We start from the raw sequence: 20,866 nt of genomic DNA, 5'->3' as shown, positions 1-20,866 counted from the left end.
CATGAAGAAGGCTCTGTTCGCTCTCACCCTCGGTGCTCTCGCGCTCTTCGCCGGCGACGCATCGGCGCAGCAGAAGGGCGTGATCACGCTGAACGAGGTCACGATCGTCGGCCGCGTGCAGAAGCCGGTCGCCTCGGTCGACGTGAGCAAGATCCAGCCGAAGCTGACCCTCGCAGAGCTCCGTCAGCCGTTCCTCGATCGCATCGAGGAGGCATCCCGCAAAGACCCGTTCTGAGGGCTTACCCAACGTCGGGGGCTTCGCCCCCGACACCCCCACCCCAGACACGGCCCTCGCGCTGCGCGCTCGGGGCGCTTCGCGCCCGCTTGCGCGGCCGCTTCTGGGGCCCCTTTTCGACGGTAGGTCTTTGCGCTCGACGCCCAGGCGCTCCGCCATCCCGGCCCAAGGGCTTCTGGGGCCCCTTCGACGGTAGGTCTTCGCGCGCGCGCGGATTTCCGGGCTCTTCGCTTCGACGTGCGTGGGCGGTAGGTTTGCGTCGTGATCGTTGCGGTGTCGGTCTTCGTTGCGGCGGCGTGTGTTGGGGCGAGCGCGCGGCGGCTCTTCTTTGCTGCTGCGCCGACCGCGCTGCATCCGGACGATGTCGTCGCTGCGCTCGATCGCGCGGTCCCCGTCGCCGCGCTGCGCTCGGCGGCGCAGCGGGATCCGGGGGCGGACTGGGAGCGTGACCTCTTCGCGGCGCTCGCGGTCACGCAGCCCGAGACGCGCGCGGCGCTCGTGAACGAGCAGCTCACGGAGCTCGATCTTCGGATCAAGCGCTGGGACCGTGTCCCGCGCGTGTGCGCATCCATCGCGACGAGCGCCGGCATCATGCTCGCGACCCTCGTGATGCGACGCGGCCTCGTCGACGCACCGGACCTCACCGGCGAGCTCGGCGAGCTCTTCGTCCGGTCGCTGCTCAACGACGCCGTGAGCGTCGCGTCCTTCGGCGTCGTCGCGACGGCCTTCTGCATCGCGGCCCACGCGGCCGCGCGCCGCCTGTCACGCGACCGCCTCGACGCCGCAGACCGGATGATCGAGCGGCTCGAGGCCGCCACGCACGGCGACATCGCCCTCTCCAGCTGACAGCACCCCACACGCCCGCGCGCCCCCGCGTCGCGGACGATTTTGGTGCCGGTACGCGGGGTTGGCGGTAGGATCGCGGCAGGTGGGAACTTTCCCGTCTGCGCCTCGTCTGTCTTGGACACTTAGCTCCAGGAGTATCTCGCGATGATGGGACCCGGACCCGGACAGCAAGCAGGACCTGGAGGAGCAGCGCGCCCCGGTCAGATGACCGCCGTGATGCGGGCGATGTCCGTGCAGACGGGCCCGAAGGTCCTGCGCATCGGCCTCGTCCAGGCTGGCCGCGTCGTCGAAGAGCGCATCATCAAGCAGCGCACGACGGTGAACGTGGGCTCGAACGAGCGCGCGACGTTCGTCATCCAGTCTCAGATCGTGCCGCCGATGTTCAAGCTCTTCGAGCTCATCGGGATGGACTACTACCTGAACTTCCTCGACGGCATGACGGGCCGCGTCGCGCTCGCGTCGGGCATCAGCGACCTCAACGCGCTGAAGGCGCAGGCGAAGAAGGTCAACAACGTCTACCAGGTGAAGCTCAGCGAGGAGGCGCGCGGCAAGGTCGTCATCGGCGACACGACGTTCCTCTTCCAGTTCGTCGCGCCGCCGCCGGTGCAGCCGCGCCCGCAGCTGCCGCTCGCGGTGAAGGGCGGCATCGCCGCGCAGATCGACTGGTCGCTCACGATCATCGCGGCGTTCAGCTTCCTCCTCCACTTCGGCCTCGTCGGCGCGATGTACTCGGACTGGATGGACCCCGTCGTCGGCGACGACTTCAACGTCGCGGGTCTCGTCGACATGATGAAGAACATCCCGCCGCCCCCGGCGACGGAGACGCCGACGGATCCGAGCACGAACGCGACGTCGACGGCGACGGCGCAGGCCGCGTCGAGGCCCGCCGGCGGCGGCGCAGGCGGCTCGAGGGGCTCCGCCGGCGCGAGCCGCTCCGCGGGCAGCGTCGGCGACAAGCAGGCCGCCGCGCTCGCGGCGCAGGCCGACGCGATGCAGATGCAGATGCTCGCCGCGCTCGGCGGCGGCTCCTCCGTGCAAGGTGCCCTCAACCGAAGCGACATCCCGCCGGTCGACCTCTCGGGCGCCGCGGCGTCGGGCGCGGGCGTCGCGCACGGCACCGGCGACCTCAAGGTCGGCGGCGGCGGCGGCGCGGTCCAGGGAGGCGGCAAGGGCGGCGGCCTCGGCGCCCTCGGCGGCGGCACGAAGGGCACGGGCAGCGACACGGCCGGCGGCGAGCGCAAGGTCGAGGGCCCGAAGGCGGCGGACCCGCAGTTCGGCGGCACGAGCGCGACGGTCCCGGTCTCCGGTGCCGACCGCGTCATCGCCGGCCTCCGTCCGCGTTTCAAGCAGTGCTACCAGGTCGGCCTGAACAGCGACCCGAACATGTCCGGCAAGGTCGTCATCAGCGCAAAGGTCGGCCCGAACGGCGAGGTCTCGAGCGCCGACATCGCCTCGAACAGCGGCCTCTCCCCCTCCGTCGCCAACTGCATCGCCGGCCACGTGAAGCGCGCCCAATTCGACCCCCCCGGCGGCGGCGGCTCGACGCTACAGATCCCAGTGACGTTCGTTCAGCAGGGGAAGTAGCGTCGCGCCAACGCACGTCGTGAATGCCATCGTGCTGATGCGCATCCAACGGGACGTCAACGCGGTTTTGTGTGCGTCAAAATGGCGCAAACTGCCGAAATTGCTCCGTTTTCCGTCCGGATTTTGCGTTGACACTCCGAAAGCGACAAACTAGAGTCGTCTCGTCCGGAACTCATGCGCATCTCCTCCGTCGTCAAGTGGTCGCTCGCAGCCGTTCTCGTGGCGCTCGCTACGGGACCGGCGGCCGCGCAGCCAGGAGGAGGGGGCGATGCGCCGCGTGGCGATCAAGGCCGCGCGGGTGATGTCCCATTTTCCCGCAAGACGACGCTGACGCCTACGGAGCAAATGCAGGAAGGCAACAAGCACCTGCAGCGCATGGAGGGGGCTGCGAACGGCGTTCGAAAGATGCTCGGCGAAGCCCGCAAGCAGCGAGACGTCGTGAAGACCTTGTGTCTCAACGACAAGACGTCGCAGATCGACGTCGCGGTCCGCTCCGGTAGGGAGCGCTTCTCGCAGCTCGAGGCCGCCGTAAAGCGGAACGACGTCGAGCTCTCCAATCACAACTTCACGATCATCACGGTCCTTCGCCAGCGGAGCGAGCAGCTCGTCGCGGAGGCGAACCAGTGCATTGGTGAAGAGGCCGCGTTCATCGGAGACACCAAGACGACGGTGCAGATCGATCCACAGATCCCGCCGGATGAGGCGCCCTATCCGCCACCGCTCACCGATCCGACCGTCGTCATCGGTCCGCCGCAGTGCACTAGCTGTACGCAGTAGCGACCGCGCCGCCTCGCGCTGCATGTCGCAGCTGGATCGCGTCGATCGACTATCTGTTTCGATGTTGCCGTGAACGTCAGCTCCGAGTAGCTCTTCTTTCCGTAACGGGCGCCAGGGGCCCGTCCTTCGACATGACGAATCCTTCGGCCAAGTCGGTGCGGTACGCGTGGCGGGGAGCTTCCGTCGCGGCTGCGTTGACGGTCCTCGGATGGTCGGGCAGCGCGAGCGCGCAAGGTTGGCTCGCCGATCGTCGCTTCGCGGAGGGGCCTGGCATTCGAACGGGGGATCTGGAGCTTCATCCCGGCATCGGGGCGGAGGGGGGCTACGACTCGAACTGGTTCCTTCGTTCGAGCAACTCGGGTCCGAACATCGTCAACGGTGCACCGAGCTTGCCGCCGACCGACGCTGCGGTCATTCGTGTCACGCCGTCGTTCTACATCTCGACGCTCGGTATTCAGCGTCGGACGGATGCGGGGCCGCCCCAGCTTACACCGCGTTTCATCAATTTTCGGGGTGGGGTCTCGGGCACTGGCCGCTTCTTCATTGGCAAGGGATATACCAATCAGCACAACGTCAGCCTCAACGCCAACGCCCGCCTCGGGGTGAACGAAGGCGGTCACGTCGCGTTTGGCGTGTTCGGGAGCTATGCGCGCATCATCCAGCCGCAGGTCTTCGCTGATCCGAACCTCGCCTTCAATCGCAACGACATTCGCCTCGGCGGCGATCTGACGTTTCTGCCGGGCGGAGGCACGCTGGATCTCCGTGCGGGGTATGCCCTCCAAGCCTCGCTTTATGAAGAGAGTAACGGCGTGCCGTTCTCGAGCATAACCCACGAGGTCAGCATTCGCGACCGCTGGAAGTTCCGTCCACGCACGGCGCTCTTCAGCGAGGCCATCCTCGGGTTCGTGAGCTATCCGGACGCGCCGCGCGCAGCGTTCCTCCTGAACAATTCGACGCCGCTTCGTTCACGTCTCGGCGTCACCGGGCTCGTGACGAACTGGTTCGGGACGACGGTCGCGGGTGGATACAGCGCGACGTTCTTCGAGAATCCTCAGCTCGTGACGACGCGTCAGTTCGACAGCTTCAACGCGCAGGTCGAGGGGACATTCTACGTCGGTCAGGGTCAGGGCGGGACCGATCAGCCAGGCGAGGCCACGCTCCTGCTCTCGAGCATTCAGGTTGGTTTTCAGCGCGACTTCCAACGAAGCCTTCTCGGCAACTTCTATGGAAGCAATCGCGTCTACACCGGGCTCGAGTATTGGTTTGGTGGTCGGGTCGTCGTGCGGCTTCGCGCCATCGGCGAGCAGCTCAACTACCCTGAAGTGTTCTTCGCAGGGACGGTGGGCCCAGGCTCGCCTGCGTCCTCCGTCGGGGAATTCACGAACTATCGCCTCATCGGCTCGCTCTTCGCGGAGTACCGCTTCACGCAGTCGTTCGGCCTGAACACGACCATCGATTACACGCGTCAGTTTAGCGATACGCTTCTGCCTGCCAGCACCCTCCCTGGTACGACGACCCCGGGCGTGTTCGACATGAACTACGGGCGGCTCCAGGCGTTCCTCGGCGTGCGCTATTTCTACTGAGCGCGCTTGACGGGCACGGTGTGACGACTAACCCTCCGCTCCGGGTTACCGTGTTCGCGCGTCTGCTCCTCCAGCTGCTGACGTTGCTCCTCGTTGGGGCGGTCGGGCTCCTCGTGCCGGCGTGCGTGAAGAGTTACCCGCCGCCGCCGAAGTTGCCGGAGCCCGTCGTCAATCAACAGGTCGGTCCCGGAGACTTGCTCGAGGTGGTCGTCGTCGGTGAGGAGAAGCTCCCGAAGGACTACGAGATCGGCGCGGACGGGACGCTGCTCTTCCCGTACATCGAGCCGATCAAGGCGGCGGGGCTCGAGCCGCGGCAGATCACCACCGCGATTCACGACGGCCTCATCAAGGCGAAGTACCTCGTCGAGCCGCAGGTGCAGGTCAAGGTGAAGGCCTACAACTCGAAGAAGATCCAGGTCATCGGGCAGGTCGCGAAGCAGGGGCCGCAGCCGTACGCGGACGGGATGACGCTCGTGCAGGCGATCTCGGCGGCGGGGTGGTTCACGCCGCTCGCGGATACCAACCACGTCCAGGTCATTCGGCAGGTGCCCAACGGTGCGGTCAACGCGGTCGTCAGCGTCGATGCGATCACCGACAATGCGCGGGCGGATGTGAAGCTCCAGCAGGGCGACACGATCAAGGTCGATCAGCGCCTCTTCTGAGAATGCCACGCCTCCTCGTCCTCCTCACCGGAGGCACGCTCATGATGACCGCGGAGCTCCGCACCGCGGGCGGGCCCTCCGGCGCGGACCTCGTGCGTGAGATACCGAGCTTGCCGCGCGTCGCGGACGTCGAGACGAAGGTGCTCTTCTCGATGGACTCGGCCAACGTGCAGCCCGGCGATTGGATCACGCTCGCGCGTGAGGTCCATGGCGCGCTGCCGAGGTACGACGGGATCGTCGTCGTGCACGGCACCGACACGATGGCGTACACCGCGAGCGCGCTCGCGCTCTTGCTCGGGCCGGTGCCCAAGCCCGTCGTGCTGACCGGATCGCAGAAGCCGCTCGTCGACGCGCGCACCGACGCGCGGCAGAACCTCGTCGCCGCGAGCCTCGTCGCGACGCTGCGCGTGCCCGAGGTCGCGATCGTGTTCGGCGACCAGGCGCTCCGCGGCGTGCGGGCGACGAAGAAGGACGCGTGGGGCTTCGATGCGTTCGCGTCGCCGCACGTCGCGCCGCTCGTCGATCTCGGGCTCGACGTCGAGGTCGCGTCGCACGTGCTTCCGCCGGGAGAGCTCGCGGCGTTCGACGACCGCCTCGAGCCGCGCGTCCTCGCCGTGCGCGTGTTCCCCGGCCTCGACCCGACGCTCGTGCGCGCGGCGGTGCGCTCCGGCGTGCGCGGCCTCGTCCTCGAGGGCTACGGCACCGGCAACGTGCCGCTCGCGCTCCTCCCCGCGCTCGAGGACGCGCAGGCGAAGGGCGTCCCCGTCGTCGTCGTCTCGCAGTGCCTGCGCGGCTTCGTCGACCTGAGCCGCTACGAGGGCGGCGCGATGGCGGCGGCGACGGGCGCGATCTCGGCGAAGGACATGACGGTCGAGGCCGCGGTCGCGAAGCTCATGATCGGCATCGCGCGCCACGGCACCGGCGACGCCCTCCGCCGCTGGTTCGCGACCAGCATCGTCGGCGAGCGCGACGCGGACGCGTGAGCGAGCCGTGAGCGAGAGCGCTACCGCTACCGCTTCGGCTGAGGCTGCGGGACGACGATCGCCGGGGCGGGGGGGAGGATGACGGCCGCGATCGGCTCCGACGGCGGCTTCGGGCGTACGGAGCCGACCGTCTCGATCGGGCTCTCCGCCGGCTTGTTGTAGAACGACGACGCGAGGTAGGCCCGCACCGCGCGCTGGATCAGGATCTTCGCGACCGCGCCGAGCGGCACTGCGAGGAGGACGCCGAGGAAGCCGAAGAGGGAGCCGGCCGCCATCATCGTGAGGATCACCTCGAGCGGCGCGAGGCCGACCGAGCGTCCGACGATGCGCGGCGTGATCACCATCGCGTCGATGATCTGGACGCCGCCCATGACCGCGATGACGCCGACGACGGTGCCCGCGCTCTGCCAGTCGAGGATCGCCATCCCGAGCGCGAAGAGGAGGCCCGCGGTGAACCCGACGTAGGGGACGAAGGCGAGCATGCCGGTCATCACGCCGATCGGGACCGCGAGGCGGATGTCGACCACGCGGAGCCCCGTCGCGTACAGCGCGGCGAGGACCACGTTCGCGGTGAGCTGGCCGCGCACGTAGCCGGAGAGCGTCTTGTGGATGTCGCGCGCGACGCTCGAGATGCCGGGCGACCAGCGGCGCGGGATGAGCTGCTCGACCTTGTTCACGATGCGGTCGAAGTCGATGAGGAGATAGAGCGCGAACACCGGCACGATGAGCGCGGAGAGCGCGACGCCGACGTAGCCGAGCGTGCCGAAGAGCGCGGTGCGCCCCGTGTCCCACGCCGCGCCGCCTTGCAGGCGCTCCGCCGCCGCCTTCGAGAGGTCGTTCACCGAGTGAGGCAGCTTCACGTGCAGCTGCTGCGCGAACCATGGCTCGATGCGCGCCTGCAGGCGCCGGATCTTCTCCGGCAGCGTCGTGCTCGCGTCCGCGACCTCGTCGACGAAGAGCGGGATCGCGTAGATGAGGACGACGGTGAAGAGCCCGGCGATGCCGAGCATCACGAGGATCGCGCCGAGCGGGCGCGGGACGCGGAGCACCTCGAGCCGATCGACGAACGGATCGAGCGCGTAGGCGAGGAGGAAGGCGAGGAAGAGCGGGACCAGGACCCCGCGCAGCACGTACGCGAGCCCGAGCACGAGCACGAACGCGAGGAAGTACATCTTCCGGCGGAAGCTCGTCCCCGGCTCCTTCGCCGCCGTGCTCATCCTCGCGGCTCCTTCGCGGCTGCTCTAGCCGTGCTCACCGTTGAAAACGTATCAGGAGCGGAGACCCGCGTGGTAGGTCGGAGGCGATGGCGATTCCGACCTTCGACGAAGACGAGCCGCGGCCGGTGCCCGCGCTGGACGAGCAGGACGGGGCGACGGTGCGGCGGCTCGTCGGCGTGATGCGGCGGCTCCTCGCCCCCGACGGCTGCCCTTGGGACCGCGAGCAGTCGCTCGAGTCGATCCGGAAGTACATCCTCGAGGAGGCCTGCGAGGTCATCGACGCGATCGACACGAAGGACCGGTCGCTCCTCAAGGAAGAGCTCGGCGACCTCTTGCTCCAGGTCGTCTTCTGCGCCGAGCTCGCGCGCGCCGAGCGCGCGTTCGCGCTCGACGACGTCGTCGGCGGCATCGTCGAGAAGCTCGTCTCGCGCCACCCGCACGTCTTCGGCGACCTCGACGTCGAGACCGCGGACGAGGTCCTGAAGAACTGGGAGAAGCTGAAGGCGGCGGAGAAGAAGGACCGCGGCATCCTCGCTGGCGTGCCGCGCAGCATGCCCGCCCTCGTCCGCGCGCAGCGGATCGGCGAGAAGGTCCAGCGCGTCGGCTTCGACTGGCCCGACGCGCGCGGCTCGCGCGCCAAGGTCGAAGAGGAGCTCGGCGAGCTCGACCGCGCGATCGAGGCCGGCGACGCGGCCGCGGTCGAGGAGGAGATGGGCGACGTCCTCTTCGCCCTCGTCAACCTGTCGCGCCACGTGAAGGTCGACGCGGAGGGCTCGCTCCGCCGCACGATCGACAAGTTCACGAAGCGCTTCGACCACGTCGAGGAGCGGGTGAAGGAAGAGCACGGCGGTTGGGGCGACCACCGGCAGAACCTCCCGCTCGAGGTCCTCGACGCGTACTGGGAAGAGGCGAAAGCCAAAGGAAAATCGGGCTAGACTACACCCCGCACCATGGCCGCCGTCGCTCTCACGCCCCTCGCGCGCACGCCGGAGGAATGGACGGCGGAGATGGCGCGCCTCGGCGAGCGATCGTTCCACGGCAAGCAGGTCTTCAAGTGGATCCACCAGCGCGGCGTGACCGACGCCGCGCAGATGACCGATCTGCCGGCCGCGCTCCGGACCAAGCTCACCGGCGAGGGCCTCTCGAGCGTCCTCGACGTCGTGACGGAGCGGCGCGCGCAGGACCACACGCGGAAGCTCCTCGTCGCGCTCGGCGACGGCGCGAACGTCGAGACGGTGCTCATCCCGCGCCTCACCGCCGATCGCGAAGAGGACGCCGACGCGGCGGCGGCGGTCGAGGACGAGGACGAGCCCGCGCGCGATGGCGAGGAGGCCGACCCGAAGGCGTCGATCCCCGTCACGCAGTGCATCTCGACCCAGGTCGGCTGCGCGATGGGGTGCGTGTTCTGCGCGAGCGGCGTCGCCGGGCTCAAGCGCCACATGCGGGCCGACGAGATCGTCGCGCAGGTGCTCGCGGGGCGCGCGCGGCTCGACGAGCGCGAGCAGCTCCGCAACGTCGTGCTCATGGGCATGGGCGAGCCGCTCCACAACTACGAGGCCACCGCGCGCGCGCTGCGGCTCCTCACGCACAAGGAGGGGATCGGCCTGTCGCCGCGGAAGGTCACCGTGTCGACGAGCGGCCTCGTCCCCGAGATCGCGCGGCTCGGCGCGGATTTCGGGGGACAGATCGGCCTCGCGATCTCGCTCCACGCCGCCGACGACGAGACGCGGACGCGGCTCATGCCGATCAACAAGAAGTACCCGCTCGCCGCGCTCATGGCGGCGCTCCGCGCGTATCCGCTCCCGGCGCGACGCCGCATCACGATCGAGTACACCCTCGTCGCGGGGAAGAACGACGCGCCGGCGGAGGCGCGGAAGCTCACGAAGCTCCTCGCCGGCCTGCCGGTGAAGATCAACCTGATCCCGATGAACCCGATCGAGGCGTCGACGCTCGGACCGACCGCGATGGACGGCGTCCTCGCGTTCCAGCGCATCGTGACCGACGCGGGGTATCCCTGCTTCATCCGGCGACGGCGCGGCGACGACGTGAGCGCGGCATGCGGCCAGCTCGCGCTCCTCGGCGCGAAGCCCAAGGTCCGGGTCGACCGCGGCTGATGCGGCCTCTCTACGCCGGCGCCGTCGTCCTGGCGCTCCTCGGATCGGTCGGTGAGCGCGCGGCGCGCGCGGAGGAGGCTCCGCGGCGCGTGCCGTGGTGGGAGACGAAGAAGGGCTACGCGCAGGTCTTCGCCACCGTGATGGGCGGCGCCGGGCTCCGCTTCAACAACCCGTATCGCCTCTCGACCCCGCTCGGCAGCGACGCCGAGTCGGTCTCGCGGACGCCCGCGTACCTCGACCTCGGCCTCGCCGCGACGCTCTTCGGCGATCCGCTCGGCTTCCAGCACGGGCCCTCGCTCCGCACCTCGATCGGCGTGGAGGGAGTGGGGCAGGTCGTCTTCACGCCCTCGTACATGCTCTGGCGGCGCAAGGGCGCGCTCGCCGCGTACGGCCGCGCGGGGATCCCGGTCCTCTTGTCGCCGGACGTGACGTGGGGCTTCGAAGGCGCGGTCGGCGGCGCGTTCTTCTTTCTCGGCGGAATCGGCGTAGTTGCGGAAGTCGTCGGTAACGTCATTTACGGAACGGGGACGGCGGAGGTCGCGACCGCGACATACCCGATCCTCAGCGGGCAGCTCGGTCTGATCGGCACCTACGAGGTGCTGCCGTGAGGCGCGCCGTCTTCGCCGCCGGGGTCCTCGCGCTCTTCTGCATGGCGCCCACCGCGGGCGACGTCGGCGGCTGCGGCGCCGAGATCACGGAGATGAACGCGGAGCAGTTCGTGCTCGATCGCAAGGACCTCGACTGCGCCCGCTGCGGCGAGTGCGGGATCGCGAGCGGCCGCTGCACGCGCGCGTGCGATCCGGCGAAGGCGCCCGACACCACGATCCCGGAGACCTGCCGCCCGGTGAGCCACGACGCGCGGGTGTGCCTCCGCGCGCTCGAGGCCGCGTCGTGCGGCACGTTCGCGACCTACGTCGCCGACGAGGCGCCCGCGCTGCCGAGCGAGTGCGAGTTCTGCAAGCACGTCCCCGACGATCCGCTCCCGCCGTTCGCGGTCGACGCCGGAGCGCCATGACACCGTGTTCGGCGAAGCTCCTCCTCGCGCTCTCCGTGCTCGTCGTGAGCGGCTGCGCCGGGCTCCGCGCCGTGACCGCGCCCCCGAACGACCTCGAGGACTATCGCGCGTTCCGCGTCGCGGCGGCGGACGGGATCCGGCTCGCGCGGGCGAAGCGGTACCTCGAGCGGCATCCGGACGGCGTGTGGGCGGCGGAGGTGAAGGCGATCTTCGACGAGGAGGAGCAGCGCTACTTCGAGGAGGCGCAGACCTCGCGCGCGGCGGCGCGCCGCTACCTCACCGATCTCCCCGACGGCCCGCACGCCGAGGCCGCGCTCGCGCTCCTCATCGCGCTCGAGTCGAGCATCGAGGACGCCGAGCTCGCGGACCTCGCGCGCCGCGTTCGCAACGACGACGCGCGGCTCGAGCGCGCGGCGGTCCAGCGGCGCGCGGTGGGGGAGGCGATCCTCGGCGCGCTCGGCGTCTTCCTCGACGAAGACACGTACGGCAAGCCGCGCGCCGACGCGTCGCCGAGCCTGCGCGCGCTCATGCAGGGGCCGCGCGGCGCCACCTGGGGCGGCGTCCCCGCCGCGCGCGAGGACGACCATTTCTTCCTCCTCCCCACGCGCCCGGAGCGTGAGTCGCGCCTGCTCACGCTCGAGACCCGCCTCGTCGAGGAGGACGGCGTCGTCGTCGCGTCGTCGCTGGAAGGAAGCGACCTCATCGTGCGTTGGGCGGAAGCGGACCAGATCGTCCGGCTCGACTCGTCGGCGCCGGAGGACCGGACCGAGGCCCAGATCTTCGCGCTGGGCCGGCTCGAGGGCGCGCTCGAGCGCCGGTTCCCCGCCGGCACGTGCGAGGATCTGCGCCGTGGCGACGAGCTCTATCATCGGTCCTGCAACGGCTGGGAGGGCGTCGTGACGGCGGGGACGAAGCCTGGAGACAAGGACGCCGTCATGATCCGCTCACCTCATGGTAGAAAGCCATCCGAGCCTCGATGATCCCTTACATCCACGTCCCCGACCTGAAGATCGGGCCGCTCACGCTCCACCCGTTCGGGCTCCTCGTCGCGACCGGCGTCATCATCGGCACTTGGCTCGCGACGCGTCGCGCGAGGCAGCGCCGCCTCGACCTCGACAAGCTCAACTCGTTCATCACGTGGATGCTCGTCGCCGGGTTCCTCGGCGGCCACATGCTCGATCAGATCTTCTACCACCCCGCCGAGGTCGTGAAGCGGCCGTGGTCGATCTTCCTCCTCTGGGAAGGCCTCTCCTCGTTCGGCGGGTTCGTCGGCGGGCTCATCGGCGTCGTCCTCTGGAAGTACTTCGAGGCGGTGCCCCGCCTCCGCACGCCGCTCTTCACGATCTCGTCGTTCAAGAGGCGGCCCGTCCCGATGCCGATCATGCCGTTCTGCGACCTGATCCTCAGCGTGTTCCCGGTCGCGTGGATCTTCGGGCGCAGCGGGTGCGCGGTCGTGCACGACCACCAGGGCATGAAGGCGACGGCGGACACGCTCCTCGCGGTCGCGTTCGGCCCGTCCGATCCGACGAAGACGATCCACCTCGGGCCGATCGAGCTCCGCCATGGGTCGACCCCCCATTTCGACCTCGGCCTCCTCGAGATGATGTTCACGGTCGTCCTCGCGACCATGCTGGCGCTCACCTGGCGCCGGAAGCTGACCACCGGCTCCTATATCGCCGCCGTCGCCCTCGCCTACGCCCCTGTCCGATTCGCGATGGATTTCCTACGCGTACGCGACATGGAAAACGCGGACCCGCGCTACGGCGGCATCACGCCGGCGCAGTGGGCGTGCATCGCGCTGTTCCTCTTCGGGCTCGTGATGGTGCGGAAGATCATGCAGCTACGGCGTACGGGCGAGGACCCGATGGAGCTCCTCTACGACAACCGAGCGCCTGAGCCGCCTCCACCCGACGTCCCGGTCGAGGCGGCATAAAGCGTCATCCCTTTTCCCGCGCTGTTTCGGCCGGCGTTCTCTATCATCGTCGAGGTGGAGATCGGCGAAAGCGGGAAAACAGAACTCCGTGTCGTCGTCATCGAGGACGAGGCGGACGATCTCGATCTCCTCCTTCGCGAGCTGCGTCGCGGCGGCTACGCCTGCTCGCACGCCCACGTCGAGAGCAAGAGCGCGCTCGAGGTGGCGCTCACCACCGCGCGGTGGGACCTCATCATCTCCGATTGGTCGCTCCCGGCCTTCGACGGCCTCGCCGCCTTCCGCCTGACGCGCCAGCTCGGCTTCGACATCCCGTTCATCATCGTGTCGGGGACGCTCGCGGAGGAGCACGCGGTCGAGGCGCTGAAGGCGGGCGTGAACGACTTCGTCACGAAGGGCCGCTTCGCGCGGCTCCTCCCCGCGATCGAGCGCGAGCTGCGCGAGGCCGAGGTGCGCCGGCAGAAGCGGCTCGCCGAGCGCGACCTCGAGCGACAGCGCGAGGAGACGGAGCGCTCCGAGCGTCTCCTCCGCAGCGTGCTCCAGTCGGTGCCCGACGGCGTCGTCGTCGTCGACGCGAGCGGCGCGATCAAGGAGTGGAGCGCGGGCGCCGACGCCGTCCTCCGGATGCCGCGGAGCGACGTGCCGCTCGCGAAGTGGTCGGAGCACTACGGCCTCTACGAGGCGGATCGGAGCACGCCCGTCGCCGAGCACGCGATCGGCCGCGCGCTCGCGGGGACGGCGGTCGACCGCGTCGAGGTCTTCCTCCGCAACGCCGGCGCGCCGAAGGGCGCCTGGCTCAGCGTGAGCTCGCGTCCGCTGAAGAGCGCCGACGGCACCATCACCGGCGCGCTGTGCGTCTTCCACGACATCACGAAGGAGAAGGCGTCGCAGGAGCAGCTCATGATCTCGGACCGCATGGCGTCGGTCGGCATGCTCGCCGCCGGCGTCGCGCACGAGATCAACAACCCGCTCGGCGCCGCGCTCCTGAACCTCGAGAGCACGCACGAGATGCTCTCGCGCGCGCCGGAGAACCGCGACGAGAAGGAGCTCAACACCGCGATGCGCGACGCGCGGGCGGCGGTGGCGCGCGTCCGCGAGATCGTCCGTGACCTCAAGCTCTTCTCGCGACACGAGGACGGCGAGGCGGATCGCGCGGACGTGAAGGAGGCGCTCGAGTCGAGCCTCCGCATGGCGTTCAACGAGATCCGCCATCGCGCGCGGGTCGTGAAGCAGTACGAGAAGACGCCGGTCGTGAACGGCTCCGAGAGCCGCCTCGGTCAGGTGTTCCTCAACCTGCTCGTGAACGCGGCGCAGGCGATCCCGGAGGGCAACCTCGAGGGCAACACGATCCGCATCTCGACGGACGTGGACGCGATGGGCCGCGCCGTCGTCGAGATCACCGACAGCGGCGCCGGCATCCGGCCGGAGGACGTCCCGAACCTCTTCACGCCGTTCTTCACGACGAAGCCGCCCGGGATCGGCACCGGCCTCGGCCTCCCGATCTGCCAGCGGATCATCGGGCAGATGGGCGGCGACATCCAGGTGGAGAGCGAGCCGGGGAAGGGCTCCACCTTCCGCGTCGTGCTCCCCGCCGCGAAGGCGCGCTCGGCGGACGGGCGCACGCTGCGGCCGGCGACGACCGCGGGCGCGGCGCCGGCCGAGCGGCGCGCGCGCGTGCTCGTCGTCGACGACGAAGAGATGCTCGCCGCCGCGATCCGGCGCGTGCTCTCGCGCCAGCACGACGTCGTGACGACGACGCGGGCGGAGGACGCGCTCGAGAAGCTCCGCTCCGGGAGCACCTTCGACATCATCTTCTCCGACCTCATGATGCCGCAGATCACGGGGATGGAGCTCTACGAGCGGATCTGCGTCGAGTTCCCGGAGCACGCTCCGCGCGTCGTGTTCCTCACCGGCGGCGCGTTCACGCAGGCCGCGCGCGAGTTCCTCGCGAAGGTGACGAACCCCACCCTCGAGAAGCCGATCGATCGCGCGAGCCTCCTCTCGCTCGTGAGCGAGCGCGTCAAGGACCGTGGCCCCGCGACATTAGCCGGGGAGTAGGCTCTCCTCGCTCAGACCTTCGAGCCGAGCGCGGCGCGGACGCGCGCGGCGCGGGTCGCGACGCTGCGGTGGATGCGGGACCAGTCCGGCAGCGATCGCAGCGGCGCGATCGCGGGGCAGCGCTCGAGCCACACGAGGTCGAAGATGCCGGTCGTGTCGGCGTCCGCGAGCGCGGCGGCGGCCTCGTCGACGAGGCCCGCGTACGCGAGGAGCTCGGCGCGGAGCTGCGCGTTGAGGATCGCGCGGCGCGGGGCGACGGTGCTCGAGTGTCTCGTCGGCAGCATCTGCTCGACGAGGCCGCGGATGTGCGGCTCGATCCGGCGCGACATGAGGATGTGGAACATCGCCATGATCGACGCCGCTCCGGTCCCGGGGAGCGTGCTGAGGTCCGGGAGCGGGAGCGAGACCTCGCCGCGCCAGATGCCGACGCGCGCGCGGTAGATCCAGTGCATCACGCGATCGGCGGGATCGGGCGGGACGACGCTGAAGTCATGGTCGACGCGCTGCCAGTCGCCGACGAGCGCGCGCGCGAGCGTGGCCGACAGCCGCGAGACGATGAGCGCCGGCTCGAGCGCGTACGCGCGATCGAGGTAGGCGAGGCCGCGCTCGGGATCGCCGACCTCGACGAGGAGGCGGCCGGTCCAGTCGAGCGCCTCGACCTCGTCCGGCATCGCCGCGAGCGCGCGCCGCAGCTCGCCGGCCGCGGCGACACCTTCGCCGTCGTAGGCGTGGAGCGCCGCGAGCGCGACGCGCGCGTCGGCGAGCTGCGGCGCGGCGGCGAGGGCCTGCTCCGCGAGCTCGCGCGCGCGGTTCGCCGCGGGCTCGCCGCCGCCGCCGGTGCCGTACTCGCGGGCGAGCGCGAGCGCGAGCGTCGCCGCGATCGTGGGCTCGCGCGGCGCGAGGATGTGCGCCGTCTCGAGGAGCTGCACCGCCGACTCGTTCGCCTCGTACCACGCGCGCTGGTACGCGAAGCGCCCTTGCATGTGGAAGTCGGCGGAGCGTGGATCGACCGGCGTCTCGCGCGCGGCCGGCGCGTCGCCGTCGGCGTCGAGGATCTGCGCGATCTCGTTCGCGTGCGCGCGCGCGGTGAGCGCGAGCTGGAGCACGCTCGACGCCTCGATGCGGCGGAGCCAGAGGTTCAGCCCGTCCTCCACCGTGACGAGGCGCACGGTGAGGCGCACGCCCTCGAGCGTTCGCTCGAGCGTGCCGCTCACGACCGTCTGCACGCCGAGCGAGCGGCCGACCTCGCGCGGTCCGTCGCCCGCGGTCGCCGGCGTCTGCCGCACCTGGAGGCTCTGCAGCGCGCCGAGGAGACCGAGCAGCTCGGCGACGTAGCCGCGCGCGAAGTACTCCGCCTCCGCGCCGAGCCCGTTCACGAGCGGCATCACCGCGACGGCGCGGTTCGCCGGCCGCCGCAGCGCCGTGTCGGGCGGCGGAGGCGGCGCGAGGACGGTGGCCGGGAGCTCGGAGCTCCGCGCGAGGGCGGTCACGATCTCCTCGACGCTCGCGAAGCGATCCTCGCGCTTTCGCGCCATCGCGCGGACGACGACCTCGGCGAGGGTGGCGGGGAGATCGGGGACGCGCGCGCGCGGGTCGGGCGGGGGACGCACGAGGCGCGCGGCGGCGATCGCGAAGATGCTGCCGCCTTCCCACGGCATCTTCCCGGTGCACAGCTCGTAGAGCATGACGCCGAACGCGTAGATGTCGGCGCGCGCGTCGGGATCGGTGGTGCCCTCGACCTGCTCCGGCGCCATGTACGCGGGCGAGCCGACGAGCGCGCCCGCCGCGCCGTGCGGGAGATCGCGCTCCGTCAGCGCGCACGCGACGCCGAAGTCGGTGACGACGACGCGCCCGCCCGTCTCGACGAGCACGTTCTCCGGCTTGAGATCGCGATGCACGACGCCGGCGTCGTGCGCGGCGCCGAGCCCGGCGCAGAGGTCGAGCGCGATCGAGTGGACCTCGCGCGGCGGGAGCGCGCCGCGCCGGGCGAGGATCTCCGCGAGCGAGATGCCGTCGACGAGCTCCATCGTCAGGAACGGCTGCTGCCCGTGCGCGCCGATGTCGAACACGCGCGCGACGTTGCGATGGGTGACCCGGCGCGAGAGCTTCACCTCGCGCCGGAAGCGCTCCACGAGCTCGGGCGACACCGCGAGCTCACGCTTCAAGAGCTTCAGCGCGACCGGCTCGTCGAGCGCGCGATCGAGCGCGCGGTACACCGTGCCCATCGCCCCGCCGCCGAGGACGCCCTTCACCTGGTAGCGCCCGCCGAAGATCACGGTCTCGGGCGCGGCCGACATCGGCGGCGGACGGACCTCGCGCGGGAGCGACTCGATCGTGGGCTCGAGCTCGGTGACCGCCGGCGCCTTCGCGTCGGAGAGCGTCGACTCGAACTCGGGATCCACCGCCGGCGCTCTTGCGTCCGCGAGGGTGGACTCGACCGCGAGCTCGTCCTCGTCGGAGGAGCGCGCCGGCGCCCCCTCGACGATCGTGCGCGTCGCGTCGCGGCTCATTCCTCCGAACGTATCAAATGCGCTTCGAGCAGCTCGCGGCAATCGTCCGGCAGCGGCCGCTTCGTCATCGTGTCGAGGTCGGTCGAGACGGTGGTGTGCTCGATGGTGGCGCAGAGGACGCCGTCCGACACGCGCGTCAGGGTGTAGCGAAAGACCGCCGAGGTGGTGCCGACCTTCACGACCGCGGTCTCGATCCGCGCCACGTCGCCGTAGCGGAGCGGCGCCTTCCAGTCGGCGGTGAGGTGAACGGCGGGGAAGCCGATGCGCCGCCCGAGGATCAGGTGGACGTAGCCCTTCGGGATCCCGTCGAAGAAGCGCTCCATCGCCTCGTGGCACCAGTTGAAGAAGCGCGCGAAGAACGCGATCCCGGCCGCGTCGACCTCCTCGAAGCGGACCGCGCGCTCGTACACGACGCTCACGGCGCGAGGTCTTCGGCGAGGCTCGCGACGAGCGCGGCAGGAAGGCGCGCCGCGACGCGGTACTCCGGGTGGGAGGACGCGAGCTCCATGACGACGTCGCTCGCGCTCACCTTCTTCGCGAGCACGTCGCGGAGGCGGCGCTCCGCCTCGGCGGCGAGGTCGAACTTGACGTAGTGGACCGCGGTCGTGCGCGTCGCGTCCTCGCGCGAAGGATCGACCTTGCCCGGGCACGCGTGGCCGTCGACGACGAGCGAGAACGTCTTCTCGAGGCCGACCGCCGCGGAGAGGAACGCGTCGCGCGTCGCCTTGTCCTCGATCTCGATCAGGATCGTCGCCGAGAGCTCGTGCTCCTTCGGGATGAGCTCGTTGTAGGTGTCGATCTCGTGCTGGATCGACGCCTCGCGCGTGATGCGCTCGGTCCGGAGCATCTCCTGGATCTGGAGCAGCACCGTGTCGTGGTTCTCGAACACGCACGACGCGCGGTCGCCGAGGAAGACGCGGCGGCCCTTCTTCTCCTGGATGACGCGCGCGCGGAAGCGATCGCGGATCGTCTCGTAGTCCGCCATCCCCATGACCTCGGCCCGCTCCACTTGCTTCATGACTCCGCTCCCTTCACGCGCTGTAGGCTCGCCTCCGGTTCGATGCCGTAGGCGCGCGCGAGCGCCTCGGCCGGGTGGAGCGCGACGCGATCGTTCTCCTTCTGGATGCGGAGCGCGGAGAGCGGGCAATCGGTGACGACGAGCGCGGGCTCCACGTTCTCGATCCCGCGCTTCAGCTTCTGCGCGTACTTCCTCCCCAGCTCGTAGTACTGCGCCTTCATCCCCCACGTCCCGTCGACGGCGGAGCATTTCTCGACCACGTCGACCTCGGTGTCGGGCGCGAGGCCGAGGATGCGCGCGCCGGGCGTGCCGATCTTCTGCGCGCGGAGGTGGCACGCGGCGTGGTACGCGACCTTGCCGAGCGAGGTCGTGAACTCCTTCACGAGCGTCTTCTCGCGGCGGAGGCGCTCCATCAGCTCCATCACGTCGACCGTCGCGGCGGCGACCTTCTTCGCCTCCGGCGTGCCGAGGAGCTCGGGCCACTCCTTCTTCATCGTGTAAGAGCACGTCGGCCCCGGCACGACGACGAGCATCCCGTCCTCCACGAGGGGGAGGAGCTTGTCGACGTTGAAGCGCGCCTTCGCGGTCGCGCCTTCGATGTCGCCGCCGTCGAGGTTCGGGATCCCGCAGCACTCCTGCTCGGGACGGACGACCTCGAAGCCGTTCTTCTCGAGGATGCGCACGCTCGCAGCGGCGATGCGCGGGTAGTTGTAGTCGCCGGTGCACGTCGCGAAGAGCGCGACCTTCCCGCTCTTGCCCGCCTCCGGCAGCGGCTCGTGCTTCTTGAGCCAGGACTCGAAGGACTGCGGCGCGAACTCCGGCAGCGGGAACTCGGCCGAGATGCCGAGGACCTTCTCCTGCACCTTGCGGAGGAGCTGCTGCTCGCTGACGAGGTTCGTGAGCGGCGAGAGCGCGCCGCTCATCATCGCGCCGAGCTTGCCCGGCTCGCCGAGAGCGCGGTCCTGGAGCGAGACACCGTTCCGCTTCGCCCGCTGCGCCTTCTCGCGCATCGCGAGGCGAGGGAAGTCGACGAGCCACTCGTGCCCCTGGTCCGGCGTGTAGGGGCACTCGATGTAACACATCTTGCACTGCCAGCAGAGGTCGACCACGGACGCGAAGTCCGTCGCGTCGAGGAGCTCGGCGCCGTCCGCGCCCTTCGTCTCGATGTCGCGATCGACGCGCGCGAACAGATCCGGGAAGCTCCCGCAGAAATTCACGCACATCCGGCAGGAGTGACAGATCTCGAAGACGCGCCCGAGCTCGCCCTCGAGGTCACGCTCGTCCCAGTAGCGCTCGGAGCGCGGATCGAACGCCGGCGGGGCGACAGGCTTGGGGTTGATCTTCATGAGCTGCGTTGAGAGCAAATGCGCGGGCACGTCCCCGCGTCGACGCGAGCGCGCGGCAGAAAAACGTTCTTACGTTTTTCTGCATCGCGCGAGCGGGGTGCAGGGGCGAAGCCCCTGCGTTGAAAAGCTACTTGAGTGTGTCGAGCATCTTCTGGAAGCGGCCCGCGTGGCTCTTCTCGGCCTTCGCGAGCGTCTCGAACCACTCCGCGATGTCGTCGAAGCCCTCTTCGCGCGCGGCCTTCGCCATGCCCGGGTACATCGTCTCGTACTCGTGGGTCTCGCCCGCGATCGAGGCCTTGAGGTTCTTCTCCGTGTTGCCGATCGGGAGGCCCGTCGCCGGGTCGCCGACCTGCGCGAGGTACTTGAGGTGGCCGTGCGCGTGGCCGGTCTCGCCGTCCGCGGTCTCCTTGAAGTTGCCGGCGATCTCGGGGAGGCCCTCGATGTCCGCGACCTGTGCGAAGTAGAGATAGCGGCGGTTCGCCTGCGACTCGCCCGCGAAGGCATCCTTCAGGTTCTGGTGCGTCTTCGTCCCATTGAGCTTCGACATGGCTCTTCTCCTGTTCTCTCGTCTCTAACTGCAACGGCGGCACAGGCCGCGGTAGGTACGTTCTTCGGCGCGGATCGCGAAGCCCGCGACGCTCTTCGGCGGAGGCGCGGGGGCGGGGAGGTCGACGACCTTCCCGCAGCCGTCGCAGACCGCGTGGTGATGCGAGCTCGTGTTCGGATCGAACCGCACCGCGGTGCCGAGGCGCAGCATGCCGACGAGGCCGAGCTTCTCGAGCGCGTCGAGCGTGTTGTAGACGGTCGCGAAGCTCATCGTCGGGAAGGACGGGACGAGCCGCTCGTAGAGCTCCTGCGCGGTCGGATGCGACGTGTCCGTCGCGAGCGCGCGGACGATCGCCATCCGCTGCGGGGTGAGCTTGAGCCCCGCGCGCTTCAGCTCGTCGAGCATCGAGTCGGCCGTGCGCATCATCGAACTTGGACGCCT

General features: G+C 69.9%; 21 protein-coding genes. 14 read left to right on the top strand and 7 right to left on the bottom strand.

The annotated features are described in order from the left end of the window. Nucleotide 1: 1 nt before the first annotated feature. From KF837_07915 to KF837_07885, 7 genes are all read left to right on the top strand, one after another. Complete coding sequence (locus tag KF837_07915) at nt 2-235, top strand: hypothetical protein (protein MBX3227223.1); 234 nt, start codon at nt 2-4, stop codon at nt 233-235. A gap of 261 nt (nt 236-496) precedes the next feature. After that, entirely contained in the window at nt 497-1,081 is a 585-nt protein-coding gene (locus KF837_07910; protein ID MBX3227222.1) for a hypothetical protein, read from the top strand. Nucleotides 1,082-1,228: 147 nt separating this feature from the next. Then, complete coding sequence (locus KF837_07905; GenBank protein ID MBX3227221.1) at nt 1,229-2,665, top strand: AgmX/PglI C-terminal domain-containing protein; 1,437 nt, start codon at nt 1,229-1,231, stop codon at nt 2,663-2,665. Between the two features lie 345 nt (nt 2,666-3,010). Continuing rightward, nucleotides 3,011-3,442, top strand: coding sequence for a hypothetical protein (locus KF837_07900; protein ID MBX3227220.1), 432 nt, complete (start codon nt 3,011-3,013; stop codon nt 3,440-3,442). A gap of 131 nt (nt 3,443-3,573) precedes the next feature. Continuing rightward, nucleotides 3,574-5,025 carry a hypothetical protein gene (locus KF837_07895; protein MBX3227219.1) on the top strand — a complete coding sequence of 484 codons (1,452 nt, stop codon included), beginning with the start codon at nt 3,574-3,576 and terminating at the stop codon, nt 5,023-5,025. Between the two features lie 50 nt (nt 5,026-5,075). Beyond that, the gene (locus KF837_07890; protein MBX3227218.1) at nt 5,076-5,687 is read left to right on the top strand and encodes a polysaccharide export protein; all 612 of its coding nucleotides are present in this window, start codon (nt 5,076-5,078) and stop codon (nt 5,685-5,687) included. Between the two features lie 2 nt (nt 5,688-5,689). Next, a complete protein-coding gene (locus KF837_07885) occupies nt 5,690-6,670 on the top strand; it encodes an asparaginase (GenBank protein ID MBX3227217.1) in 981 nt (326 codons plus the stop codon). A gap of 26 nt (nt 6,671-6,696) precedes the next feature. On the opposite strand, the gene KF837_07880 is transcribed toward KF837_07885, so the two are convergent. Next, nucleotides 6,697-7,887 (bottom strand): AI-2E family transporter, encoded by a 1,191-nt coding sequence (locus KF837_07880; protein ID MBX3227216.1) that lies wholly within the window; start codon nt 7,885-7,887, stop codon nt 6,697-6,699. Nucleotides 7,888-7,973: 86 nt separating this feature from the next. Here KF837_07880 and mazG point away from each other — a divergent pair, with 86 nt between their 5' ends. The 7 genes from mazG to KF837_07845 are packed head-to-tail and all read left to right on the top strand — an operon-like array spanning nt 7,974 to nt 15,004. Continuing rightward, the gene (mazG, locus tag KF837_07875; protein ID MBX3227215.1) at nt 7,974-8,822 is read left to right on the top strand and encodes a nucleoside triphosphate pyrophosphohydrolase; all 849 of its coding nucleotides are present in this window, start codon (nt 7,974-7,976) and stop codon (nt 8,820-8,822) included. A 15-nt stretch (nt 8,823-8,837) separates the two neighbouring features. Beyond that, nucleotides 8,838-10,001 carry a 23S rRNA (adenine(2503)-C(2))-methyltransferase RlmN gene (gene rlmN / locus KF837_07870; GenBank protein MBX3227214.1) on the top strand — a complete coding sequence of 388 codons (1,164 nt, stop codon included), beginning with the start codon at nt 8,838-8,840 and terminating at the stop codon, nt 9,999-10,001. After that, nucleotides 10,001-10,609 carry a hypothetical protein gene (locus KF837_07865; protein ID MBX3227213.1) on the top strand — a complete coding sequence of 203 codons (609 nt, stop codon included), beginning with the start codon at nt 10,001-10,003 and terminating at the stop codon, nt 10,607-10,609. The genes rlmN and KF837_07865 overlap by 1 nt, the downstream gene beginning before the upstream one ends. Beyond that, entirely contained in the window at nt 10,606-11,016 is a 411-nt protein-coding gene (locus KF837_07860) for a hypothetical protein (GenBank protein ID MBX3227212.1), read from the top strand. The genes KF837_07865 and KF837_07860 overlap by 4 nt, the downstream gene beginning before the upstream one ends. Continuing rightward, nucleotides 11,013-11,996, top strand: a complete 984-nt coding sequence (locus KF837_07855; GenBank protein MBX3227211.1) for a hypothetical protein — start codon at nt 11,013-11,015, stop codon at nt 11,994-11,996. The genes KF837_07860 and KF837_07855 overlap by 4 nt, the downstream gene beginning before the upstream one ends. After that, entirely contained in the window at nt 11,993-12,949 is a 957-nt protein-coding gene (locus tag KF837_07850) for a prolipoprotein diacylglyceryl transferase (GenBank protein MBX3227210.1), read from the top strand. Before KF837_07855 ends, KF837_07850 begins: the two co-directional genes overlap by 4 nt. A 54-nt stretch (nt 12,950-13,003) precedes the next feature. Next, a complete protein-coding gene (locus KF837_07845; protein MBX3227209.1) occupies nt 13,004-15,004 on the top strand; it encodes a response regulator in 2,001 nt (666 codons plus the stop codon). An 11-nt stretch (nt 15,005-15,015) separates the two neighbouring features. On the opposite strand, the gene KF837_07840 is transcribed toward KF837_07845, so the two are convergent. From KF837_07840 to KF837_07815, 6 genes are all read right to left on the bottom strand, one after another. Next, nucleotides 15,016-17,514 (bottom strand): protein kinase, encoded by a 2,499-nt coding sequence (locus KF837_07840; GenBank protein MBX3227208.1) that lies wholly within the window; start codon nt 17,512-17,514, stop codon nt 15,016-15,018. Next, complete coding sequence (locus KF837_07835; GenBank protein MBX3227207.1) at nt 17,511-17,924, bottom strand: acyl-CoA thioesterase; 414 nt, start codon at nt 17,922-17,924, stop codon at nt 17,511-17,513. Before KF837_07835 ends, KF837_07840 begins: the two co-directional genes overlap by 4 nt. Before the next feature lie 5 nt (nt 17,925-17,929). Next, on the bottom strand, nt 17,930-18,532 hold the full coding sequence (locus KF837_07830) for a DUF3501 family protein (GenBank protein ID MBX3227206.1): 603 nt from the start codon (nt 18,530-18,532) through the stop codon (nt 17,930-17,932). Next, nucleotides 18,529-19,878: a 4Fe-4S dicluster domain-containing protein gene (locus tag KF837_07825; protein MBX3227205.1), complete on the bottom strand. Its 1,350-nt coding sequence runs from the start codon at nt 19,876-19,878 to the stop codon at nt 18,529-18,531. The genes KF837_07830 and KF837_07825 overlap by 4 nt, the downstream gene beginning before the upstream one ends. 127 nt (nt 19,879-20,005) lie before the next feature. Beyond that, nucleotides 20,006-20,425 (bottom strand): rubrerythrin family protein, encoded by a 420-nt coding sequence (locus KF837_07820; GenBank protein MBX3227204.1) that lies wholly within the window; start codon nt 20,423-20,425, stop codon nt 20,006-20,008. A gap of 24 nt (nt 20,426-20,449) precedes the next feature. Continuing rightward, nucleotides 20,450-20,830: a transcriptional repressor gene (locus KF837_07815; protein ID MBX3227203.1), complete on the bottom strand. Its 381-nt coding sequence runs from the start codon at nt 20,828-20,830 to the stop codon at nt 20,450-20,452. Nucleotides 20,831-20,866: the final 36 nt, after the last annotated feature.

Source organism: Labilithrix sp. (assembly GCA_019637155.1).
Lineage (GTDB): Bacteria > Myxococcota_A > Polyangia > Polyangiales > Polyangiaceae > Labilithrix.
This window is presented reverse-complemented; position numbering and strand designations above follow the sequence as displayed.